Origin of the sequence: Haemophilus sp. HMSC066D02 (assembly GCF_001810545.1) — a bacterium.
Classification (GTDB): Bacteria; Pseudomonadota; Gammaproteobacteria; order Enterobacterales; family Pasteurellaceae; genus Haemophilus_D.
On record NZ_KV801808.1, the window covers coordinates 128269 to 150187 of the forward strand.

Annotated in this window: 18 protein-coding genes, 1 tRNA gene and 1 other annotated feature; of the genes, 11 read left to right on the forward strand and 8 right to left on the reverse strand. The window is 39.2% G+C overall.

Annotated features, from left to right (window positions below; genetic code table 11):
- The first annotated feature begins 16 nt into the window (after positions 1–16).
- From mepM to HMPREF2750_RS06085, 6 genes are all read left to right on the forward strand, one after another.
- Positions 17–1414 (forward strand): murein DD-endopeptidase MepM, encoded by a 1398-nt coding sequence (gene mepM / locus HMPREF2750_RS06060; RefSeq protein ID WP_410002407.1) that lies wholly within the window; start codon positions 17–19, stop codon positions 1412–1414.
- Positions 1415–1548: 134 nt separating this feature from the next.
- Positions 1549–2502 (forward strand): ABC transporter permease, encoded by a 954-nt coding sequence (locus HMPREF2750_RS06065; RefSeq protein WP_065244208.1) that lies wholly within the window; start codon positions 1549–1551, stop codon positions 2500–2502.
- Positions 2495–3454, forward strand: coding sequence for an iron chelate uptake ABC transporter family permease subunit (locus tag HMPREF2750_RS06070; RefSeq protein WP_049380439.1), 960 nt, complete (start codon positions 2495–2497; stop codon positions 3452–3454). The genes HMPREF2750_RS06065 and HMPREF2750_RS06070 overlap by 8 nt, the downstream gene beginning before the upstream one ends.
- Complete coding sequence (locus HMPREF2750_RS06075; protein ID WP_070583058.1) at positions 3445–4206, forward strand: iron ABC transporter ATP-binding protein; 762 nt, start codon at positions 3445–3447, stop codon at positions 4204–4206. Before HMPREF2750_RS06070 ends, HMPREF2750_RS06075 begins: the two co-directional genes overlap by 10 nt.
- A gap of 14 nt (positions 4207–4220) precedes the next feature.
- On the forward strand, positions 4221–5129 hold the full coding sequence (locus tag HMPREF2750_RS06080; protein ID WP_070583059.1) for a siderophore ABC transporter substrate-binding protein: 909 nt from the start codon (positions 4221–4223) through the stop codon (positions 5127–5129).
- Between the two features lie 119 nt (positions 5130–5248).
- Positions 5249–6199: a sigma 54-interacting transcriptional regulator gene (locus HMPREF2750_RS06085; RefSeq protein WP_070583060.1), complete on the forward strand. Its 951-nt coding sequence runs from the start codon at positions 5249–5251 to the stop codon at positions 6197–6199.
- Here HMPREF2750_RS06085 and hflX read toward each other — a convergent pair.
- From hflX to rluC, 3 genes are all read right to left on the reverse strand, one after another.
- Positions 6189–7544 carry a ribosome rescue GTPase HflX gene (gene hflX / locus HMPREF2750_RS06090; RefSeq protein WP_070583061.1) on the reverse strand — a complete coding sequence of 452 codons (1356 nt, stop codon included), beginning with the start codon at positions 7542–7544 and terminating at the stop codon, positions 6189–6191. The two genes, HMPREF2750_RS06085 and hflX, sit on opposite strands and share 11 nt — an antisense overlap.
- Positions 7545–7553: 9 nt before the next feature.
- Positions 7554–7838 carry an RNA chaperone Hfq gene (hfq, locus tag HMPREF2750_RS06095; protein WP_005697164.1) on the reverse strand — a complete coding sequence of 95 codons (285 nt, stop codon included), beginning with the start codon at positions 7836–7838 and terminating at the stop codon, positions 7554–7556.
- A gap of 86 nt (positions 7839–7924) precedes the next feature.
- Positions 7925–8905: a 23S rRNA pseudouridine(955/2504/2580) synthase RluC gene (gene rluC, locus HMPREF2750_RS06100; RefSeq protein WP_070583062.1), complete on the reverse strand. Its 981-nt coding sequence runs from the start codon at positions 8903–8905 to the stop codon at positions 7925–7927.
- 426 nt (positions 8906–9331) lie between these two features.
- On the opposite strand from rluC, the gene rne reads away from it, so the two are divergent.
- Both rne and HMPREF2750_RS06110 read left to right on the forward strand, forming a co-directional pair.
- Positions 9332–12133, forward strand: a complete 2802-nt coding sequence (rne, locus tag HMPREF2750_RS06105; protein ID WP_070583063.1) for a ribonuclease E — start codon at positions 9332–9334, stop codon at positions 12131–12133.
- Between the two features lie 155 nt (positions 12134–12288).
- Positions 12289–12378 (forward strand) — tRNA-Ser (locus HMPREF2750_RS06110).
- A 70-nt stretch (positions 12379–12448) separates the two neighbouring features.
- On the opposite strand, the gene priC is transcribed toward HMPREF2750_RS06110, so the two are convergent.
- The 4 genes from priC to gloA form a co-directional block, all read right to left on the reverse strand.
- Positions 12449–13030 carry a primosomal replication protein PriC gene (gene priC, locus HMPREF2750_RS06115; protein ID WP_070583064.1) on the reverse strand — a complete coding sequence of 194 codons (582 nt, stop codon included), beginning with the start codon at positions 13028–13030 and terminating at the stop codon, positions 12449–12451.
- A gap of 39 nt (positions 13031–13069) precedes the next feature.
- Positions 13070–14422 (reverse strand): Na+/H+ antiporter family protein, encoded by a 1353-nt coding sequence (locus HMPREF2750_RS06120; protein WP_070583065.1) that lies wholly within the window; start codon positions 14420–14422, stop codon positions 13070–13072.
- Between the two features lie 102 nt (positions 14423–14524).
- Positions 14525–14651: a sequence feature (His leader region), on the reverse strand.
- A gap of 118 nt (positions 14652–14769) precedes the next feature.
- Positions 14770–15459: a ribonuclease T gene (gene rnt, locus HMPREF2750_RS06125; protein ID WP_083304605.1), complete on the reverse strand. Its 690-nt coding sequence runs from the start codon at positions 15457–15459 to the stop codon at positions 14770–14772.
- Between the two features lie 10 nt (positions 15460–15469).
- The gene (gene gloA, locus HMPREF2750_RS06130) at positions 15470–15877 is read right to left on the reverse strand and encodes a lactoylglutathione lyase (RefSeq protein WP_049370516.1); all 408 of its coding nucleotides are present in this window, start codon (positions 15875–15877) and stop codon (positions 15470–15472) included.
- 166 nt (positions 15878–16043) lie between these two features.
- Between gloA and HMPREF2750_RS06135 the strand changes: the two genes are divergently transcribed.
- Positions 16044–18686, forward strand: a complete 2643-nt coding sequence (locus HMPREF2750_RS06135; RefSeq protein ID WP_070583067.1) for a GDYXXLXY domain-containing protein — start codon at positions 16044–16046, stop codon at positions 18684–18686.
- A 67-nt stretch (positions 18687–18753) separates the two neighbouring features.
- Here HMPREF2750_RS06135 and cmoA read toward each other — a convergent pair whose 3' ends face one another.
- Positions 18754–19479 carry a carboxy-S-adenosyl-L-methionine synthase CmoA gene (cmoA, locus tag HMPREF2750_RS06140; RefSeq protein WP_070583068.1) on the reverse strand — a complete coding sequence of 242 codons (726 nt, stop codon included), beginning with the start codon at positions 19477–19479 and terminating at the stop codon, positions 18754–18756.
- Between the two features lie 184 nt (positions 19480–19663).
- Between cmoA and aspS the strand changes: the two genes are divergently transcribed.
- Both aspS and HMPREF2750_RS06150 read left to right on the forward strand, forming a co-directional pair.
- Positions 19664–21430 carry an aspartate--tRNA ligase gene (gene aspS, locus HMPREF2750_RS06145; RefSeq protein ID WP_070583069.1) on the forward strand — a complete coding sequence of 589 codons (1767 nt, stop codon included), beginning with the start codon at positions 19664–19666 and terminating at the stop codon, positions 21428–21430.
- 80 nt (positions 21431–21510) lie between these two features.
- Positions 21511–21891 (forward strand): hypothetical protein, encoded by a 381-nt coding sequence (locus HMPREF2750_RS06150; protein WP_070583070.1) that lies wholly within the window; start codon positions 21511–21513, stop codon positions 21889–21891.
- Positions 21892–21919: the final 28 nt, after the last annotated feature.

Consider the following 21919-nt stretch of genomic DNA (forward strand, 5'->3'; position numbering starts at 1 on the left):
TTTTTTTGCCGCACTTTTGCTTATTTTAACGGGTATTTTCCTCGCTTTTAAAGATACCGCTGATTATGATCCTTCTTTGCAAAGTAATCTTGAGCCAGAGATGGTGGATAACGTTCAATATCAATCTCTTACACCTGAAAAAACAGAATCAGATAAGCAACAAACTCAAGCAGGCGAACATCCTGAAACTAAGCAGAATGCGAATACGGAAGATGCGACTTCTTACGATGATGATCTTCAAGCCAAAGATGATGAAGTAGATGAAATTAAACCACAGTTTGATGAGCTAACTGATTTGCCAAAAGATGCACAAGATGCGCTCAGTGGCATTTTAGATGTAGCTGATCAGGCATTGCGTATTACCGATCAATTTAGTCATACCGTGGTGCGTGGCGACTCCTTAAAAGACGTGTTAGAACTTTCAGGTTTAGAAGATGATACGGCGAAAAATTTAATTGCCGAATATCCTGAATTAAAAAACTTACGCGCAGGTCAGCAGTTCTATTGGATTTTAGATAAAGAAGATCAGCTGGAGTATTTAAACTGGTTGGTGTCTGAAAAAGAAGAACGTATTTATGAACGCACAGAAGACGGTAAGTTTAAACGCCAAATTCTAGAGAAGAAAAGTATCTGGAAGAAAGAGGTGCTAAAAGGCACGATTAACGGATCTTTTGCATCAAGTTTGCGTGATTTAGGTCTAGATGGTCGTCAAATCAGCCAATTAAGCTCAGCATTACAATGGCAAGTAAGCCTTCAAAAACTTAGTAACGGAACCAAGTTTGCGATTTTGGTATCACGTGAATATTTAGGCGATAAATTAACCGGTCAAGGTAACGTTGAAGCGATTCACATTATAGCAGATGGTAAGAGCTATTATGGTATTCAAGCAGCGAATGGTCGTTACTACGATAAGCAAGGGGAAACCCTTGGCAAAGGTTTTGCGCGTTATCCATTACAACGTCAAGCACGTATTTCGTCACCATTTAACCCAAATCGCCGCCATCCGGTAACGGGACGTGTTCGTCCGCATAAAGGGGTAGACTTTGCTGTTTCACCAGGTACGCCAGTTATTGCGCCAGCAGAAGGTGTGGTGGAAAAAGTGGCTTATCAAGCCGGTGGTGCAGGACGTTATGTGGTGATACGCCATGGTCGTGAATATCAAACGGTGTATATGCATTTAAGTCGTGCTCTAGTGCGTGCGGGCCAAACAGTGAAGAAAGGGGAGCGCATTGCATTAACTGGTAATACGGGTATTTCAACTGGTCCACACTTACACTACGAGTTTCATATCAATGAGCGAGCGGTGAACCCGCTTACGGTGAAATTACCGGGTACCAGCAGCGGTATGGCAACTGCAGAGCGTAAACAATTCTTAGTCCGAGCGAAAGAAGTTGAAAGAACATTAAAATTATAGTGAATAAAGTGCGGTCAAATTTGACCGCATTTTTTATAGGCTTAAAAAATTAGCTGAAAACTGACCGCACTTCATCTTTTCTCTTTTTCCTCAATATGCTATTCTCTTTGCATTTTAGAATTATTCTCATTTTTATGATTAAGAGACGTTATCTGATTTTTCTTTTGATAGTGCTTTCCTTTATTTCACTTTTTCTCGGGGTAAGTACCGTTAATTTGCAAGGGTTACTGAATTTTGAAGGTAATCAATGGCAGATCTTTTTAATTAGTCGCGTACCTCGCTTAATCAGTATCTTGATTGCAGGTGCATCCTTAAGTATTTGTGGCTTAGTGATGCAGCAACTCAGTCGAAACCGATTTGTTTCTCCCACCACTGCGGGTACCATGGATAGTGCAAGATTAGGGATTTTAATGGCGATGCTGTTTTTCCCAACAGCTTCAATGTTGTTAAAAACCACCATTGCGGTGATTGTATCTTTCCTTGGCACATTGTTATTTATGACGATTCTGTCCCGTTTGAAATTCAAGGACACGATTTTTGTGCCATTAGTCGGGATTATGTTTGGTAATATCATCAGTTCAATTACCGCCTTTATTGCTTACAAAGAAGATTTATTACAAAACTTATCCGGGTGGCTACAAGGGGACTTTTCTCTTGTGATGTCTGGTCGCTATGAATTGTTATATTTCAGTATTCCTACACTCATCGTAGCTTATTTATTTGCGCATCGTTTTTCTATTGTCGGGATGGGGAAAGATTTTGCGGTTAATCTAGGTCTAAATTACAACCAAGTTCTTTATCTCGGATTGCTCATTGTGGCGGTCGTATCTTCGATTATTATCGTGTCTGTGGGCGTGATCCCTTTCTTGGGGTTAATTATCCCGAATATAGTCACGCTTTATTTAGGGGATAACTTGAAGAAAGTGTTATCTCATACGGCCTTGCTAGGTGCCGTATTTGTTTTATTCTGCGATATTTTAGGTCGAAGTGTGATTTATCCTTATGAGATTTCCATTAATGCCGTGGTTGGCGTATTTGGCAGTGGGATCTTCTTATTTTTATTATTAAAGCGGTATAGAAATGGCTAAGAAATCTTCTTCTCAACTGATTGTATTGTCGTTGTTAGCCATTGTTTCTCTTGCACTTTATTTAGGCTACAACTTACCAAACCGTTGGCAATATGCCTTGGAAAATCGTGCCTTATCCTTAATTGCGATTGTGATTACAGGCGCGGCAATTGCACTCGCTACGATGATTTTCCAAACAGTTGTGAATAACCGAATTCTCACGCCGAGTATTTTAGGATTAGATTCGCTGTATTTACTGATTCAAACGGCGATTATTTTCCTTTTCGGTTCAAGCACATTGCTTTCAATGAATTCTATTGCATTGTTTGTGTTGTGTACGGGATTAATGATGGCGTTTTCATTAGTGCTTTATCACTTCCTATTTAAGAAAGAAAACCAAAATATTTTCTTCTTGTTGCTTGTCGGGATTATTTTCGGCACCTTCTTTGGTAGCTTGACGACGTTTATGGAAGTATTGATTGATCCAAATGAATTCCAGATCGCACAAGATATTGGCTTCGCAAGTTTCAACCGAATCAATACACAAATCTTGTGGGTGGCATTAGCCATTTTAGTGGCGACGATTGTTTTCAGCTTGAAATATTGGCATTGCTTTGATGTGTTGGCGTTAGGACGAGAAAATGCCATTAACTTAGGAATCGATTATCAAAAGACTTTAAAAGTCCTCTTAATTCTCGTGGCAATTTTGACGTCAGTGTCGACAGCACTTGTTGGCCCACTTACTTTCCTTGGGTTATTGGTAATGAACGTAACCTTTGAATTTGTTCGTGATTATCGTCACAAGGTACTCATTCCTGCTGCGATGTTAATTTCCATCATTACCTTGGTTTTAGGGCAATTATTGGTGACGCATATTTTTACGTTCCGCACGACATTAAGCATCATCGTTAATTTTGTCGGTGGCGTGTACTTTATTTATTTGTTATTAAGAGCAAACAAAAAATGGCAATAGAAATTCGCAATATTACTAAAAGTTATGGAAGCAAAAAGGTGGTGGATAATGTGTCACTCACCATTCCTACGGGGAAGATTACGTCTTTTATCGGGCCGAATGGCGCAGGGAAGAGTACGGTGCTGTCTATTATGAGCCGTTTGTTGAATGCGGATAGTGGTGAGATCTATCTCAACGGTGAATTGCTCAATCGTAAGAAAAGTAGCGATATTGCGAAACAACTTGCGATTTTAAAGCAAGCTAACAACATTAATTTGCGTCTAACCATTGAAGATTTAGTCGCTTTTGGGCGTTTCCCTTATTGCAAAGGAAACTTAACCCAAACTGACCGCACTTTTATTGATAATGCCATTGCTTATATGAATTTAGATGATATTCGTCATCAATATATCGATAACTTAAGTGGTGGGCAGCGACAACGCGCTTATATTGCGATGACACTTGCACAAGATACGGATTATATTTTGTTGGATGAACCATTAAATAATCTGGATATGAAACATTCAGTACAGATCATGCAAGTTTTGCGAAAATTAGCGACAGAACTCAACAAAACCGTGGTGATTGTGATTCACGATATTAATTTTGCCTCTTGTTATTCAGACTACATTGTTGCCATGAAAAATGGAAAATTAGTGCATCAAGGGGAAGTTAACCACATTATGCAATCGCCCGTGTTACAAGATATTTATGATATGGCGATACCTATTCAGGATATCGACGACCATAAAATTGCTGTTTATTTTAGATAAATAAGGAAATCTTCATGAAAAAAACATTATCAACATTAGCACTTTCACTTTTTGCTTTGGTCGGTGTTGCTCAAGCAGCAGATATTACCGTTGAAAATGCCGCCGGAAAGCAGGTTGTGCCACAAAATCCACAGCGAGTCATTGTGCTTGATTTTGGTGCAGCAGACACACTTCGTGCATTAGGTGTGCAAGATAAAATCGTGGGCTTCCCACAAAGCGGAAAAATTCCAAGTTATCTTTCAGAATTTGCAGACAAAAAATATAAGAATGTCGGTGATTTGAAAGAACAATCATTGGAGCAAATTAACGAACTCAATCCGGATTTGATCATCGCGTCTAAACGTCAAGAAAAAATGATCGACAAATTTAAAGAAATTGCGCCAGTATTTAATGTTGAAAATGACTACAACAATTACTACCCGAGTTTTCAACAAAATGTGACCGCACTTGGTCAGATCTTTGGTAAAGAAAATGTTGCGAAAGAAAAACTTTCAGCATTAGAAAGTAAGGTTGACCAAGTCGCCAAAGATGCGAAAGGCAAAACAGCCTTATTGGTACTTGTCAATGAAAGTAAAATCAGTGCCTTTGGTGATGGTTCTCGTTATGGTATGGTGTATCAAAAATTTGGTTTTAAACCGATTGATGACAGCATTAAATCATCTACGCACGGACAAAGTGTTGGTTTTGAATATATCTTAGAAAAAAATCCAGACTTTTTACTTGTCGTGGATCGTACCGCGGCGATTACAGAAAAAGCCAACAATGCACAAAAAGTATTGGATAACGATATCATCAAACAAACCAAAGCATATAAAGATGGACACATTGTGTATCTTGATGCAGCCAATTGGTATCTTGCGTTTGGTGGTTTAGAAAGCATGGAAATCATCGCGCAAGAACTTGATCGTGCAGTGAAAAAATAATACAAAAAACCATCTAAAAGGGCAGTCAAGGATTGCCCTTTTTATATGTAAATTAATCTTTACACATATCAATAAACTCCCTATCATATTGGCATCATTCAATAAAATGAGCTTATTTTATGCTGACATTTAATCCACAAGATCCTTTCTCTTGCTTTGTCACTCAAAGCCTTTCCATGAAAAGTGCGGTCGAAAATGCACAACGTTTTGCGATGTTTGATGTGCCGCTTTTAATTCAAGGTGAAACGGGTACTGGTAAAGACTTATTAGCAAAATCTTGTCATTTTGCGAGCTTGCGCCGTGAGAAAAAATTCATTGCAGTAAACTGTGCGGGCTTGCCAGATGAAGATGCGGAAAGCGAAATGTTTGGGCGTAAAGTAGGTGACAGTGAAACCATCGGTTTTTTTGAATATGCTAACGAAGGCACGGTGTTGCTGGATGGTATTGCGGAGCTTTCATTAAGTTTACAGGCAAAATTATTGCGTTTTTTAACCGATGGTTCTTTCCGTCGAGTGGGGGAAGAAAAAGAACATCATGCAAATGTTCGGGTGATTTGTACCTCACAAGAACCGATGGAAAAACTGTTAGAGCAAGGGAAATTACGAAGTGATTTATTTCATCGCTTAAATGTTTTAGCGCTAATTGTGCCACCACTGCGTGAACGATTAGAAGACATTCAGCCTTTAACCGAAGGTTTTTTACAAGAAATCAGCACACAGCTTAAGATTTCAATGCCGCAATATGAGGCTAATTTTTTAAATTATTTAAAAAGTCAGCCTTGGCAAGGTAATGTGCGAGAACTATACAATGTCTTGTATCGTGCCTGTTCCTTAGCAAAAAATAACCAGCTTGATATTGAAAGTTTAAATTTAAAACCTATACAAAGTGCGGTCATTTCTGTGGATGATTTTGGTGAGCAAACCCTGGATGAGATCATGGGGCAATATGAGGCGAGTGTACTCCGCGCTTTTTATGCACAATATCCAAGTACGCGAAAATTGGCACAACGATTAGGCGTATCACATACGGCGATTGCCAATAAATTAAAACAATACGGTATTAGTAAATAATTTTTGACAGGTTAGGGAATTGTTTACAAAGTTTGAGCCATTCGACTTTATCAATTTGTACATTGAGGATAAATTCACCTTCATCTGAAATTTGCTCGTGACGAATGCTATCTAATTGATAAAGCGCATGGCGGATTTTGCCCTCTTGTGGGAGCAGCGTGAGGGTGAAAGAAAGTATCTCATTTTTCAACCGCACTTTAATGGCTTCAAGCAGTAGATCTAATCCTTCACCTGAATGTGCGGAAAGGTAAACGGCAACGGGCTTATTCTCGTCATCATATTCAATATGAGGCGCCACATTTTCCAATAAATCAATTTTGTTATACACCAATAATGCAGGCACTTTATCAGCCTTAATTTCTTCCAACACTAAATTCACAGCTTCAATATTTTCGATTTTTCGAGCGTCTGCTGCATCAATGACATGCAATAACAAACTGGCTTCTACCGTTTCTTGCAAGGTAGATTTAAAAGCGGAAACTAAATCATGGGGAAGTTGGCGAACGAAACCAACGGTATCCGCGAGAATTGCCGTACCAACATCTTGAATTTGTAAACGTCTTAATGTGGGATCGAGGGTAGCAAAAAGCTGATCCGCCGCATAGACATTGGCTTGTGTGATGAAATTGAATAACGTAGATTTCCCCGCATTGGTATAACCCACTAAGGAAATGGTCGGAATATCCGCTTTTTGTCGGGTTTGGCGATTTTGATTGCGTTGTTTTTCGACTTTTGCCAAACGATTTTGCAACTGTGCAATACGCACCTTGATTAAACGGCGATCCGTTTCTAATTGCGTTTCCCCTGGACCACGTAATCCAACCGCACCTTTTTGTTGATCTAAGCCTGTTTTTCGGCGAACTAATCGAGTGGATAAATGCTTAAGCTGAGCTAATTCAACTTGTAATTTCCCTTCGTGTGATCGAGCTCGTTGGGCAAAGATATCTAAAATTACCCTAGTGCGATCCACCACTCGGCATTGGCAGATGCTTTCCAAATTACGGGTTTGTGCAGGGGTTAATTGATGATTTACCAAAACAACATCAGTATCTAAAGCTTTTACTGCATCCGCAATTTCTTGTGCTTTTCCTTCACCGATAAAATATTTTGCTTGTGGTGTAGCACGGCTCGTGGTGATGATTTGTAAAATCTCAACATTGGCAGATTCCGCTAAAAGTTGGAATTCTTGCAGATCTTCAATGTTTTTATTTTGAGAAAAGAAAACATGCACGACGACAGCTTTATCTTTCGCCGATTGGCTATTGTCGCCTGTTTTAGATGACGAAAGTGCGGTTGAAATTTCAGGTGAATTTTCAACCGCACTTAAATTGATGAAATCATTCATTGAACAGAATTATTCTGCTTGTGTTTCTACTTCCGCTACAGCATCAGAAGTTTGTGCTGCATGATGACCGCCATTATTATTGTGGTGAGAAACAGAACGAGCTGGAACCACAGTCGAAATTGCGTGTTTGTACACCATTTGGTTAACCGTGTTTTTTAATAAAATCACGAATTGGTCGAATGATTCGATTTGACCCTGTAATTTAATCCCATTAACGAGATAAATCGAAACAGGAATACGTTCACGGCGTAACGCATTCAAATAAGGATCTTGTAATGATTGTCCTTTTGCCATTTTGCTATCCTTTGTTGTTATATGTTAATTAATGATAGAAACGAGTTGTCTCCGTCATCAAATATAACAATAAACATTTTTCTTGTCTATGGGTTTATCTCTTTGCTTTCACGCAGTTTTTTCAGAATTGTTTTCATTTTTTCATCTAGTTGAGCATTGAAACGTAATGTTTCGCCCGTTTTAGGGTGCTCAAAGCGAATAGAAAATGCATGTAAAAACAAACGATTGAGTCCGAGATCTTGCATATATTTATCGAATTCTTTATCACCGTATTTATCATCCAGCGCGATTGGGTGACCTGCATATTGAGTATGAACTCGGATCTGATGGGTTCTTCCCGTTACAGGCGACGCTTTTACTAAGGTCGCATTTTGATAGCGTTCTTCAATGGCAAATCGCGTTTCAGAAGGTTTACCTTGCTCACTGACTTTAACAATGCGTTCACCACTGGCTAGCTCATTTTTTAATAAAGGCGCTTGCACAACTTTTACATGAGATTGCCATTGTCCACGCACGAGTGCGAGATAATCTTTTTGTACCGTTTTAACTCGAAGTTGTTCGTGTAAGTTGCGTAAGGCAGAGCGTTTCTTCGCCACTAATAAGATACCTGATGTATCTCTGTCTAAACGATGAACCAATTCCAAAAAACGGGCTTCAGGACGTAATGCACGCAAGGCTTCAATCACGCCAAAATTCAAACCACTCCCGCCATGAACCGCAATGCCAGAAGGTTTGTTCAATACTAATAAACAATCATCTTCAAAGATAATATGGCTTTCAAGGGAGGCGACTTTATTCAAGTTTTTAGATATCGGTGCAGTATTTTTTTCAGAAACACGAACTGGTGGCACTCGCACCACATCACCATTTTGCAATTTATATTCAGGTTTGATTCGTCCTTTGTTCACACGTACTTCTCCTTTACGCAGAATGCGATAAATCAAACTTTTTGGCACACCTTTTAATTTTGCCAATAAATAATTATCAATGCGTTGTCCAGCTTCATCCTCAGAAATCGTGAGCATTTTGACGGATTGATTGATGATTTTTTCTTGTTTTTCAGTCATTGAATCTGTCCTTTAAAAATTGGGCTGAATCATATCACATTATCCCTAGTGATAATAGCAAGAATGCCTTGCTAATTTAGCCCCGAATGTGGATAATAGAGCGTCTTTCTGCGCCTCAAATTTGGCATTTAGAAAGCGATTTTGTATGTTGGTCAAAACTCAATGCGGCAAATGGCATAAGACATTGATAATCAACATGTTTTTCTTGAGGATTAACGCTTCCTTGCAATGCGTAATTAACACATCGCATTGTTTTACGAAAATTGTCTTAGATAACAATTGAGTATGCTATCAATGCACCCAGCAACACACAGTCGTGAGATTGACTGTTCGCGAGAAACACGAGGTCGATGGCTAAGGTCAGTAAATCTGTAAAGTGCGGTTAATTTTCAAGGTATTTTAGATTATTCAAACGAGAAATTGACAATGAAAAGAATGTTAATCAATGCGACTCAAAAAGAAGAGTTGCGCGTTGCGTTGGTCGATGGCCAGCGTTTATTCGACTTGGACATTGAAAGTCCGGGTCATGAACAGAAAAAAGCCAATATTTACAAAGGGAAAATCACTCGCGTAGAGCCGAGTTTAGAAGCTGCCTTTGTAGATTATGGTGCAGAGCGCCATGGCTTCCTTCCTTTAAAAGAAATTGCCCGCGAGTATTTCCCTGCTGATTATGTGTTCCAAGGTCGTCCAAATATCCGTGATATTTTGACTGAAGGACAAGAAGTAATCGTTCAGGTGAACAAAGAAGAACGCGGCAATAAAGGCGCAGCCTTAACCACTTTTGTTTCCCTTGCCGGTAGTTATTTGGTGATTATGCCAAACAATCCACGTGCAGGTGGTATCTCTCGCCGTATTGAAGGCGATGAACGTATCGAATTAAAAGAAGCATTGAGTTCTTTAGATGTACCGGAAGGTGTTGGTCTTATCGTGCGTACAGCGGGTGTAGGTAAATCACCAGAAGAATTGCAATGGGACTTAAAAGTACTTTTACATCATTGGGAAGCAATTAAACAAGCTTCACAAAGTCGTCCTGCACCGTTCTTAATTCACCAAGAAAGTGATGTGATCGTTCGTGCGATCCGTGATTACTTGCGTCGTGATATTGGTGAGATCTTAATTGATAGCCCGAAAGTATTTGAAAAAGCAAAAGCGCACATCAAACTTGTGCGTCCAGATTTCATCAATCGTGTGAAACTGTATCAAGGCGAAGTGCCACTATTTAGCCACTATCAAATTGAATCTCAAATTGAATCCGCCTTCCAACGTGAAGTACGTTTACCTTCTGGTGGTTCGATTGTGATCGATGTGACAGAAGCGTTAACAGCGATCGATATCAACTCGGCGCGTTCAACTCGTGGTGGTGATATTGAAGAAACCGCATTAAATACCAACCTTGAAGCGGCAGATGAGATTGCTCGTCAATTACGTTTACGTGACTTAGGTGGATTAGTAGTCATCGATTTCATCGATATGACACCTGTTCGTCACCAACGTGAAGTAGAAAATCGTATCCGTGATGCAGTGCGTCAAGACCGTGCACGTATTCAAATCAGCCGTATTTCTCGCTTCGGCTTGTTGGAAATGTCACGTCAGCGTTTAAGTCCATCATTGGGTGAGTCTTCTCATCATGTGTGTCCACGCTGCCAAGGTACGGGTAAAGTGCGTGATAACGAAAGTTTATCGCTTTCAATTTTACGTTTAATCGAAGAAGAAGCGTTAAAAGAAAATACCAAACAAGTACACACTATCGTGCCGGTACAAATCGCGTCTTACTTACTTAACGAAAAACGTAAAGCAGTAAGCAGCATCGAAAAACGCCATGATGTAGAGATTATCGTGGTGCCAAATGAAGCGATGGAAACCCCGCACTTCAGCGTGTTCCGCGTACGTGAAGGTGAAGAACTGAATGAATTAAGCTACAACTTAGCCAAATTCCATGAAGCGCAAGACGATGCATTCGTACCAGAAGAATCCCTTGTTTCACGTAATATTGAAACCGCAGCTGTGACATCTGAACAAGTGATGGAAAGTGCTGCGGTATCGCTATCGATCCCAACGGCAGCACCAGCACCAGTTGAGCGCAAACCAGAGGGACCATCATTGTTTGCGAAAATTGTTGCTGCAATTAAAGGTTTGTTTGCTTCTGAGCCAAAAGCAGAAGAGAAAAACCAAAACAATCGTAATAATCGTAACGGAAATCGTAATAATCGTCGTAATCAAGATCGTCGTAATAATCGTCGTTCTCGCAATGAAAATAGTGACAATGCGAAAAATACAGACGAAGAAAATGCACGCCCAACTCGTGAGCGTGTGAATAATCGTCGTAATCGTCGCAACGTTAATGAAGAGGTTATTTCAGAAAGTGCGGTTAATTTAGCGAATGTTTCTGATGATAATCGCCAAGAAGAAAAAGCAGAGAAACCGGTAGCTGAGCGTCGTCAACGTCGTGATTTACGTAAACGCGTTCGCATTGATGACAATGCAAATAACGGAAATGAGAATGTGATTGAAGCGGTTGAAGTTTCTGCGATTAAAAATGACGTGGTTGAAAACACCACTGTTGATAATCCAGAAGATAAACCACGTCAAGAACGTCAGCGCCGTACACCTCGTCATTTACGTGCATCGAATAATCAACGCCGTCGTCGTAATGAAGTGAAGTCCCCGATGCCATTATTTGCAGCGGTAGCTTCTCCAGAATTAGCAAGCGGTAAAGTATGCATCGATTATTCAGCTGTGAATGCACCGAAAGAAAATAATTTCTTATCGGTAGATGAGTTGCTTGAGCAAGAAAAAACGAAAAAAGGTGTGATTACGCCTGCAACAGGTATTGTTGTGGAAGAGAAATCAGTTGAAGCACAACCTGCGTTAGATTTCATTACTCAACCGGCAAATGAAGCGATTCAACAGAAAGTGCAAGAATCATTAGAACGTTTGCATCATAAATCAGAACCTGTTGCTCAAGTCGCAACTGCAGAAGTTGAACCACAAGAAAAAGCAAAATTTGTAAGTTCTTATGTGTTCACTGGTCGTGCAGGTACTATTTCAGCCGTACCACATACAAAAGCGGCCATGACACTAGCTAAAGCACCAGATGAAGAGTCTAAGCCATTCCCAATTGTAGAATGGACGGAGTCTCGTTATTACTTTAATGGTAAAGGCGCGGCAGGCCATCATAGTGCAATTAGCCATATTTATTCTGAACCGACACAAGCGAAAGCAGAGTAATATCCTAATAATAAAGACGGAACCAATAGGTTCCGTTTTTTATTTTGTGTATTTTTAAAACATTGTGATTTAAAAGTAGTCAGTCAGATAATTTTTTTATTTTCTTGCTTGACGGGGTGGGGGAAAAAACGTATTATTCACCTCGCTTAAATCACGGAGGAATGGTCGAGTGGTTGAAGGCACCGGTCTTGAAAACCGGCGAGGGTTTACGCCCTCCGTGAGTTCGAATCTCACTTCCTCCGCCATCAAATTCAAAAAAATCCCTAAGTCGAAAGATTTAGGGATTTTTGCTTTTCACTCTATTTCAAAAAGATCTTATTTTTTGACCGCACTTTCTTGTGCTTCTTTGAAGGCAAGGTATTCTTCTAAGGTCTCAATGGCTTCTAAACATTTTTGACGACGCGTTAAATAAATTGCGGCTGTTTGCTTATGTACATCTCGTTGAATATCTGTTTGAGCCGTATTCGCTTGTGCTTTAGCTTCTTCGTATTTTTCCGTGAGTTGCTGTAAGGCTTCATAATATTTTTCTAGACGCTCTCTTGGCGGAAGTCGATGAATGCTGTGCTGTGATTTACTGCTTGTAACTGGTTGTTCCATTTTTTTCGGTTGAATAGCTTTTTTATGCTTGCGATTCATAGCTTCAGTCAATGCGGTGCATTGCCCTAAAAGATGTTCAGCCATAAATACAATTTGCTCTTCATTTTGATGGGGAAGGCTGCATAGCTTCGTTAAGCTTTGTTGAATTTCTTTGAGATAAAAACCGACGGTTTCAAAATCTTCAGTAAATAAAGTGCGGTTAAATTTAGCATTGATTTTTTTATCTAAGTCAGCTTGATAAGATTGAGCACGTTGCTGTACTTTTTGTTCGAGCGTATTGAGTAATGATTGAATAGACATAAAAAAATCCCCGCATAATGAATGCAGGGATTATAACGATTAAAGGGTCATGGCTGCAATCCAACCGAATGCTAATAATGGGATGTTGTAGTGAATAAAGGTTGGTACAACAGAATCCCAAATGTGGTCGTGTTTACCATCCATATTCAAACCGGATGTTGGACCAAGTGTGGAGTCAGAAGCCGGTGAACCCGCATCCCCTAATGCCGCCGCTACACCTACGATAGCCACTGTTGCAAGTGGTGAGAAACCAAAAGAGAGACAAAGTGGTACATAAATTGAGGTGATAATTGGCACGGTTGAGAAAGAAGAGCCAATACCCATGGTAATCAATAAGCCAACGAGTAACATTAAGAATGCCGCAACGCCTTTGCTTTGAATCACACCCATTGAAAGTGCATCAACTAACTCTTTCACACCGCTTGTGGTATTAATCACATTCGCGAAACCAGAAGCCGCAATCATAACGAAGCCGATCATCGCCATTAAGCGTAAACCTTGTTGGAAAATGTCGTTACTTTCTTTGAGTTTGAAAATACCAAAGGCACCGAAAATCACTAAACCGACTAAGCCACCAATGATAGTTGAACTTGTGAAAAGCTGGGTAGCAAATGTAGCGACAATGGCGACTACACTTGCGGTAATTTGAATCGGTTTAATGTTTGCAATGTGTTGTTCAATTTCAGTTGTAGTTGGTTCTGCCGTTGTCACAACATACTCACGCGGTTTACGATAGGTAACAAATACGGCAGTGAGTAAACCAAGAATCATACCAATAACAGGGATAAGCATAGCGAAAGAAACTTCACCAACACTGGTTTGTAAACCGAGTGGGGCACCAGCAAGATTGATATTTTTTACTAAAACGCTTTCAATAAAGATTTTCCCGAAACCAACCGGCAAGATCATATAGGTTGCGGTTAAACCAAAGGTAATAATACAAGCCACTGCACGACGATCGATTTTTAAACGGTTAAAAATAGAAAGTAAAGGCGGTACCACAATCGGAATAAACGCAATGTGCACAGGGAGCAAGTTTTGGGATGAAATTGAGAATAAAAGCAAAATACCAAGCAGCATATATTTAAACCAGGCTAAATTTTTACCAGTTGGTGTTTTGTTCATTCGGGTAATAATTTTGTAGGCAAGCAAATCAGTGATGCCAGATTTTGAAATCGCAATGGCAAATGCACCGAGCATCGCATAGTTCATCGCCACTTCAGCACCACCACCTAAGCCGCCTGTAAAGGTTTCAATGGTTTTACTTAAACCTAGGTCTCCGCATAAGCCGGCTGTAAGCGCGGAAATTACCAGTGCGATAACCACGTTCACGCGCAGTAGGCTTAATGCCAGTAGTACGACAATTGAAATAACAACGGGATTCGATAGCATATTGTTGTTCCTTATTGATTAATTAAAAGAAAAAGGGCGCATAAAAGAAAATTGATTTAAGGTTAGATGTCGCATAGTAATAAACTCCTGTAATTAATAATAAAACAAAACCCCTCGAAAGTTGCCTTCCGAGGGGTAAGATTTTTTGATCTTTATCTTGTCAGCTCGGAAGAAATCTTCCAAGCGCGCCAACAGCCTGAAAGATTATTCAGTTGAATGGCGATGATGGTGACGCAGGATAAAGTTCATTTGAAACTCTCTTATTTAGATAACTAAATCGAATTACTTTTTAAAATACGGTAAACCGAAAACGATTGCAAGCCTTTTTTCTAAAAAAAATTTGAAAATTAAAGTGCGGTCTGATTTTCAGCTGTTTTTTCCGTTTCATTTGTTTGAGCAATATGCGGGAAACCACCAAGATCTTTTAAGTGATTGACCATATAGCAGAATAATTCCGCTGTGCGTTCGGTGTCATATAGCGCAGAGTGTGCTTGTTTACCATCAAAAGGGATTTTTGCTGCTTGGCATGCTTTGACGAGCACTGTTTGTCCAAACATAAAACCGGCAAGCGTTGCGGTATCAAACATCCCAAAAGGGTGGAATGGATTGCGTTTTACACCTGTGCGTTCAGCCGCCGCCATCACGAAACTTTGGTCAAAAGCCGCGTTATGAGCCACGATGATAGAACGCTGACATTCCGCATCCTTTTGTCCACGACGTACCATTTGGAACAATCCCGTGATCGCATCTAATTCAGATATGGCACCACGCAATGGATTGTGAATATCAATCCCATTGAATTTGAGAGATTCGGGATTAATATTCGCCCCCTCAAATGGTTCAATATGAAAATGGCATTTTTGATCAGGTTGTAAATTGCCATTCTCATCCATTTTTAAGGTGATAGCTGCAAGCTCTAAAAGTGCATCTTTTTTTGCATCAAACCCAGCCGTTTCCACATCAATAATGACAGGAAAGTAGCCACGGAAGCGATTTTTTAATTGGTGATGATAAGGAATTTCAGGTGTATCTGACACAATGTATTCCTTAATTCCCTAAAGCTGATTTTGCACTTTTGTTTTCGATAAATTCGATCTTATAACCATCTGGATCTTCAACGAATGCAATCACGGTTGTGCCGCCTTTAACTGGGCCGGCTTCACGAGTGACTTTACCGCCATTAGCACGTACTGCTTCACAAGTCGCGTAAATATCATCTACACCAATAGCAATATGCCCATAAGCATTACCAAGATCATATTCAGTTACGCCCCAGTTGTATGTTAATTCAATTTCTGCAGCGCTTTCGCCATCTTCGTAACCTAAAAAAGCAAGCGTATATTTATACTCAGGGTTTTCACTTGTGCGTAATAAACGCATACCTAAAACATCTTGATAAAATTTAATAGAGCGGTCTAAATCACCTACTCGAAGCATCGTGTGTAAAATTCTCATGTCGTTTTCCTTCTTTAATTGTGTTCGCTAAATTATGCCATAGAATGCGATTTGGCGCGAATTAATCTTCAACATAGGATAAATTGCATCATATTTTTTAATTGATTTATTTACCTTACTATTATGCTAAGATAATACTAATCTTTTTATAAAAAGGAAAAAATGAATGAATACAACAGGCCTTTTTAATCTTTCTTGGCAACGTTATTTAAATTTACTGTTTTTATTATTAACTGTGGGATTTTTAACGAGTGGCGTAGTCACGTTAATTGCAGCTAATTTAGATTATTTTTCTGATTTAGCCAAAATTTATGGCTTACAAACATTGCTTGTGGTGACAGTGATATTAGGTATTTATTGCTTTATTCGAGAGAGTCGTCGACAAGCCAAAGAAAAATTAAAGTGGAAGACATATAGCCTCTTTTTTGTTGTTTCTGTCTTGATTGGCGGTTTATTTGCCTTAGTCGGCCAAACCTATCAAACAGGGGCCGATGTATGGCAGTTATTTGCTGTTTGGACACTTTGCCAACTTCCATTTTTATTATTATTTCCGAATGTGGCCTCTGCATTATTATTTGCCGCCACCGCCAATGTTGCGTTTTATTTATTTAATGAACAAAACTCGCATAACTCAATGTGTTATGCCGTGTTGATTAATGCTGGATTACTTGTGATATCAGAATTATTCAGTAAAGCTTTTCATGACCAACATTGGCGCATTTTACCCAAAGTATTTCTAGTACTGACTTTTGCCAGTTTATTCGGTTTAATAGTAATTTATGATGTGTACTTTTATGCTTATGCTTGGGGTGAGCTTGGTCGTTCACCTCTCAGTTCTTTGCTAATTGCTATTCCTGCCTTAATCGCACTTTATGTATATCACAAATATCGCTTTGATTTTATTAATTTAATTATTTCAGTCATAGCCTTACTTGGCGCTTATTGCTTTTTGGCATCTCTTTTGATTCGTGGTGTAGAAGAGGGGGTGGTTTTAGGATTGATTGGCTTTATTTTCACAGTCATGGCAATCAAGTGGTTGGTGAAACTCTATAAACAAGAATATCCAAATAATAAGAAATTCCATTGGGCGATTTCAATACTATGGATGATAGCTTTATTGATAGCTTTCGTGACTATAGGTGTTTGGTTATTTTTATTTTTAGGTTTAGATGCGTCTAGTGCATTCATCGTTGGTATTCTTTTATTTAGTATAGCTTGGTTGATTACTTTAAATAAAGATAAAAATGAATACACTACAATTTTAGCAGGTTTATTTTTTCTGATCGCAAATAGTTTTTTAGGATTCTATTTGCTTGTTAAATTTGATGATTTTTTTCTTTTATTAGGATATGAATTTAGCGAGGATTCAAATTTCGGTATCTTTATCTCCGCACTGATTTTTCCAGTTATTATTATCGTTAGCTACAAATTGATGCCGAATTCTTTAGTGAGGATTCTACTGGTTACCCAGCTTCTCGTGTATTGGCAAATTTCCTATAATCTATATTTCCATAATTACAGCTTGAATAACGCATGGTTTAACACATGGTTTAATAACACATGGTTTAATAAAATCCAGCTCCTGAGTTCTATTGTACTCTTTTATTGGGTCATGCGACCTAATCAATCAGCGCGAATTCATTTAAAGCCTATTGCCTGGGGAACAGTATTATTCTCTCTATGGATCTCTGTGCCGTCGTATATGACGATTCCTTGGGTAGATTATGGCCTTATTGATACAGATGTTTCAAGTGATGTCATGCCAGCAGACGCGATGAGTCTTGATAATGTGTTGCAAGTTTTAAGTGGACAATTTTGGTCACACTTCCAGTTTGATGTTAGCCATATCTTATATTTACTTGTCTGTGCATTACCATTAATTGTCTATGCACTAATGAATAAGCATAGTGAATCCAAACACACAGAAGCAGTGTTAATTTTATTTGTATTAACCTTGTTTGCATTAGGCTTTGTTGGGATACCCGTCATTTTATATTTAACTGCGTTATTATTGCTTGTTTATTGGACGGACAGCCGTGCGTTCTTCGGTCTTTTGGTATTTGCCTTTGTTGTTTATTTAGGTGGGTTCTATTACCAATTGAGCATCCCATTACTCTATAAAGGGGTATTGCTAGTAAGCTTTGCCGTTATTTTTGCGATTGTTACTTTATTCTTACATGCACGTTATAAAGCGCCTTCACAAAGTGCGGTAGAAAACCATCCTGTTTTTAAAGCACCGATTTGGCTTGTTGGCGTCTTTGTGATTGCGTTATTGGGGGCGGTGAACTATAAAGTGCAGCAATTTGAAGATGTGCTGGTTACTGGTAAGCCTATTGTCTTAAAAATCGCCCCTGTGGATCCTCGTTCATTGATGCAAGGCGATTATATGGTATTGAATTACGCTATTTTATCTGAGTTTCAGCAAAGTCAGGTTTTACCTGAATCAAATGAATCTCTTGAAAGCAATGAACCTATTGATACTGTTGAATCTAATGAAACCACAGGTATAGATGAATCAAGTCCTTCGGAGAAAAAAGCTTATATCCTTGTTCATCTTGATAAAAATCATGTTGCGACATTTTGTGAGGCGCAATCAGAAATACCAACAGATTTTAAACATTGCACACCAAATGTTTATTTGCCAATTCGTTATAATGGTGGTTGGCTTCCTGAATTACCAAGCCAAGATTATTTCTTTGCAGAAGGGAAAGGTGAATATTATGCACAAGCAGAATATGCAGAGTATCGCTTTAAAGACGGTATTTTGTTGCTAGCTCGTTTATTAGATAAGGATTTAAAAGGGTTATAAAGCATTAGTGACAAATAAGGGCGTATTTGATACGCCCTTATTTTTTAGATTATTGATTGGGTTATGATTATTTCACTGCAATCATTGAGCCAAAATTAAAACATTGGAACCATAATTCGACGTGTGAAAATCCGATGTTTTTTAACCGCTCTTTGTGGATGTTAATCGAGTCAGTACGCATGACATTTTCAAGTGCGGTGCGTTTTTGGCTCACTTCAAGCTCACTGTAACCGTTAGCGCGTTTGAATTGGTGATGGAGGTCAATAAGCAACTCATTCACTTTTTCATCTTCAAAACGGAATTTTTCAGAGAGCACCAATACACCATTTGGGTTTAAACCTTGGTAGATTTTGGTGAGCAAGGCTATACGATCTTCTGGTGGTAAAAATTGCAACGTGAAGTTGAGTACAACCATTGAGGCGTTCTTAATTTCAATTTGACGAATATCATCGCAAAGAATTTCTACGGGCACATCACTATGATAAGCCGCAACGTGCTGACGGCAGCGTTCCACCATTGGTAAAGAATTATCGACACCGATAATTTTCACATTCGGTTGTTTAATATTACGTCGCATAGAAAGAGCTGCCGCACCGCGTGAACAGCCTAAATCATAGACTTGGCTGTCAGCAGTCACAAAACGTTCAGCCAACATACCAATCGCCGTGATAATGTTGGAGTAGCCCGGAATCGAGCGTTGAATCATATCGGGGAAAACTTCCGCCACACTTTCATCAAAAGTAAAATCGCCCAGTTTTTCGATCGGGGCTGCAAAAATCGTATCTTTCATCATGATTAAATTCTGTTGTTGTATTGAGAGGGCATTTATTTAGATAAAATGCAAAAAACTGCAGTCATTTTAGTGAAAGTTTTTAAAGGATCAAATAAATTTCGCTTTTCAATTTAAAAGGCATGTCTTTTTCCGTATAATCAACGCGTTAATTATCCATTTTTAGAAAAATGAAAGGAATATAGAAATGATGCGTACACATTATTGCGGTGCATTAAACCGCAACCATATTGGACAAGAAGTAACATTAAGCGGTTGGGTTCACCGTCGTCGCGATTTAGGTGGTTTAATTTTTATTGATATGCGTGATCGTGATGGTGTCGTACAAGTTTGTTTTGACCCGAAATATCAAGAAGCGTTAACTGCAGCTTCAGGCTTACGTAATGAATTTTGTATTCAAATTAAAGGTGAAGTGATCGCGCGTCCAGACAATCAAATTAATAAAAATATGGCGACAGGCGAAGTGGAAGTGTTAGCGAAAGAATTACGCATCTACAACGCTTCTGACGTTTTACCATTAGACTTCAACCAAAATAACACCGAAGAACAACGTTTAAAATATCGTTATTTAGATTTACGTCGTCCAGAAATGGCACAACGTTTGAAAACCCGTGCAAAAATCACCAGCTTTGTGCGTCGTTTTATGGATGACAATGGTTTCCTTGATATTGAAACCCCAATGCTTACCAAAGCAACGCCAGAAGGTGCGCGTGACTATTTAGTGCCAAGCCGTGTACATAAAGGCAAATTCTATGCATTGCCGCAATCACCTCAGCTTTTCAAACAGCTTCTCATGATGTCTGGTTTTGATCGTTATTATCAAATTGTGAAATGTTTCCGTGATGAAGACTTACGTGCAGATCGTCAACCTGAATTTACTCAAATCGATGTGGAAACCTCTTTCTTAACAGCACCAGAAGTGCGTGAGATTATGGAACGCATGGTACACGGTTTATGGCAAAACATCATTGGTGTGGATTTAGGTAAATTCCCACAAATGACCTGGCAAGAAGCGATGACTCGTTTTGGCTCAGATAAACCGGATTTGCGTAACCCGCTTGAATTAGTCGATGTGGTAGATATCGTTAAAGATGTTGAATTTAAAGTATTTAATGAGCCTGCAAACAATCCAAACGGCCGTGTGGCAGTCATTCGTGTACCAAATGGTACTGAAATCACTCGTAAACAAATTGATGAATATACACAATTTGTTGGTATTTACGGTGCAAAAGGTTTGGCTTGGGCGAAAGTAAATGACATTAATGCGGGCCTTGAAGGCGTACAAAGCCCGATTGCGAAATTCTTAAATGAAGAGGTATGGAAAGCATTAGCTGAGCGTGTGAAAGCCCAAACTGGCGATATCTTATTCTTCGGTGCAGACAAATGGCAAACTACCACTGATGCAATGGGCGCATTACGTTTGAAATTAGGTCGTGATCTTGGCTTAACTCGTTTAGACGAATGGCAACCACTTTGGGTGATTGATTTTCCAATGTTTGAACGTGACGATGAAGGTAATCTTGCAGCAATGCATCACCCATTCACTTCACCAAAAGATTTTACGCCAGAACAATTAGAAGCGAATCCAACCGATGCAGTAGCAAATGCTTACGATATGGTTATTAATGGCTACGAAGTTGGTGGCGGTTCTGTTCGTATTTTCGATCCGAAAATGCAACAAACGGTATTCCGCATTCTTGGTATCAACGAACAAGAACAACGTGAAAAATTTGGTTTCTTGTTGGATGCATTGAAATTCGGCACGCCGCCACACGCAGGTTTAGCGTTCGGTTTAGACCGTTTAACTATGCTTTTAACAGGCACTGAAAATATCCGTGATGTGATTGCATTCCCGAAAACAACAGCCGCAGCTTGTTTAATGACAGAGGCACCAAGTTTTGCGAATCCGCAGGCGTTAGCTGAGCTGAGTATCGCAGTGACTAAAGCTGAGTAGTTTCTGTTTTTAAAATCGACCGTAGTTTTACGGTCGATTTTTTGGTTTATTAAGTTATAGGTGTTATTGCAAGGTATAAAATGGAACGCCCAATATCTGTAAGTGTGATTGCTTGGTTATACATACTGGGGGGAGCTAGTGGTTGCTTTTCCCTACTTTTTTCATTATTTGAAGAAACATTTAGTTTAAGTTTCGATCAGATTTTGAGACTATACCTAATAAATTTTGTTCTGGGTGTATTAATTTTTCTTACAGGTATTAAATTGCTTGAAGGGCAAAATAGTGGTCGGATCTTATTTATAATATCAGCTCTTTTATATATTGTGTGGAGCTGGATTAGCTACGGTCTTGACTCAACTTCATTTATTGGCTCAGTCGTTCGCTTAATTGTGTTTGGATTAATTCTCTATCGACCAAGTGTAAATAAATATTTTACTCAAACTTCAAAAGTGTCAGAGTAGAGGGGACTTGTTTCTCATGACTATTCTA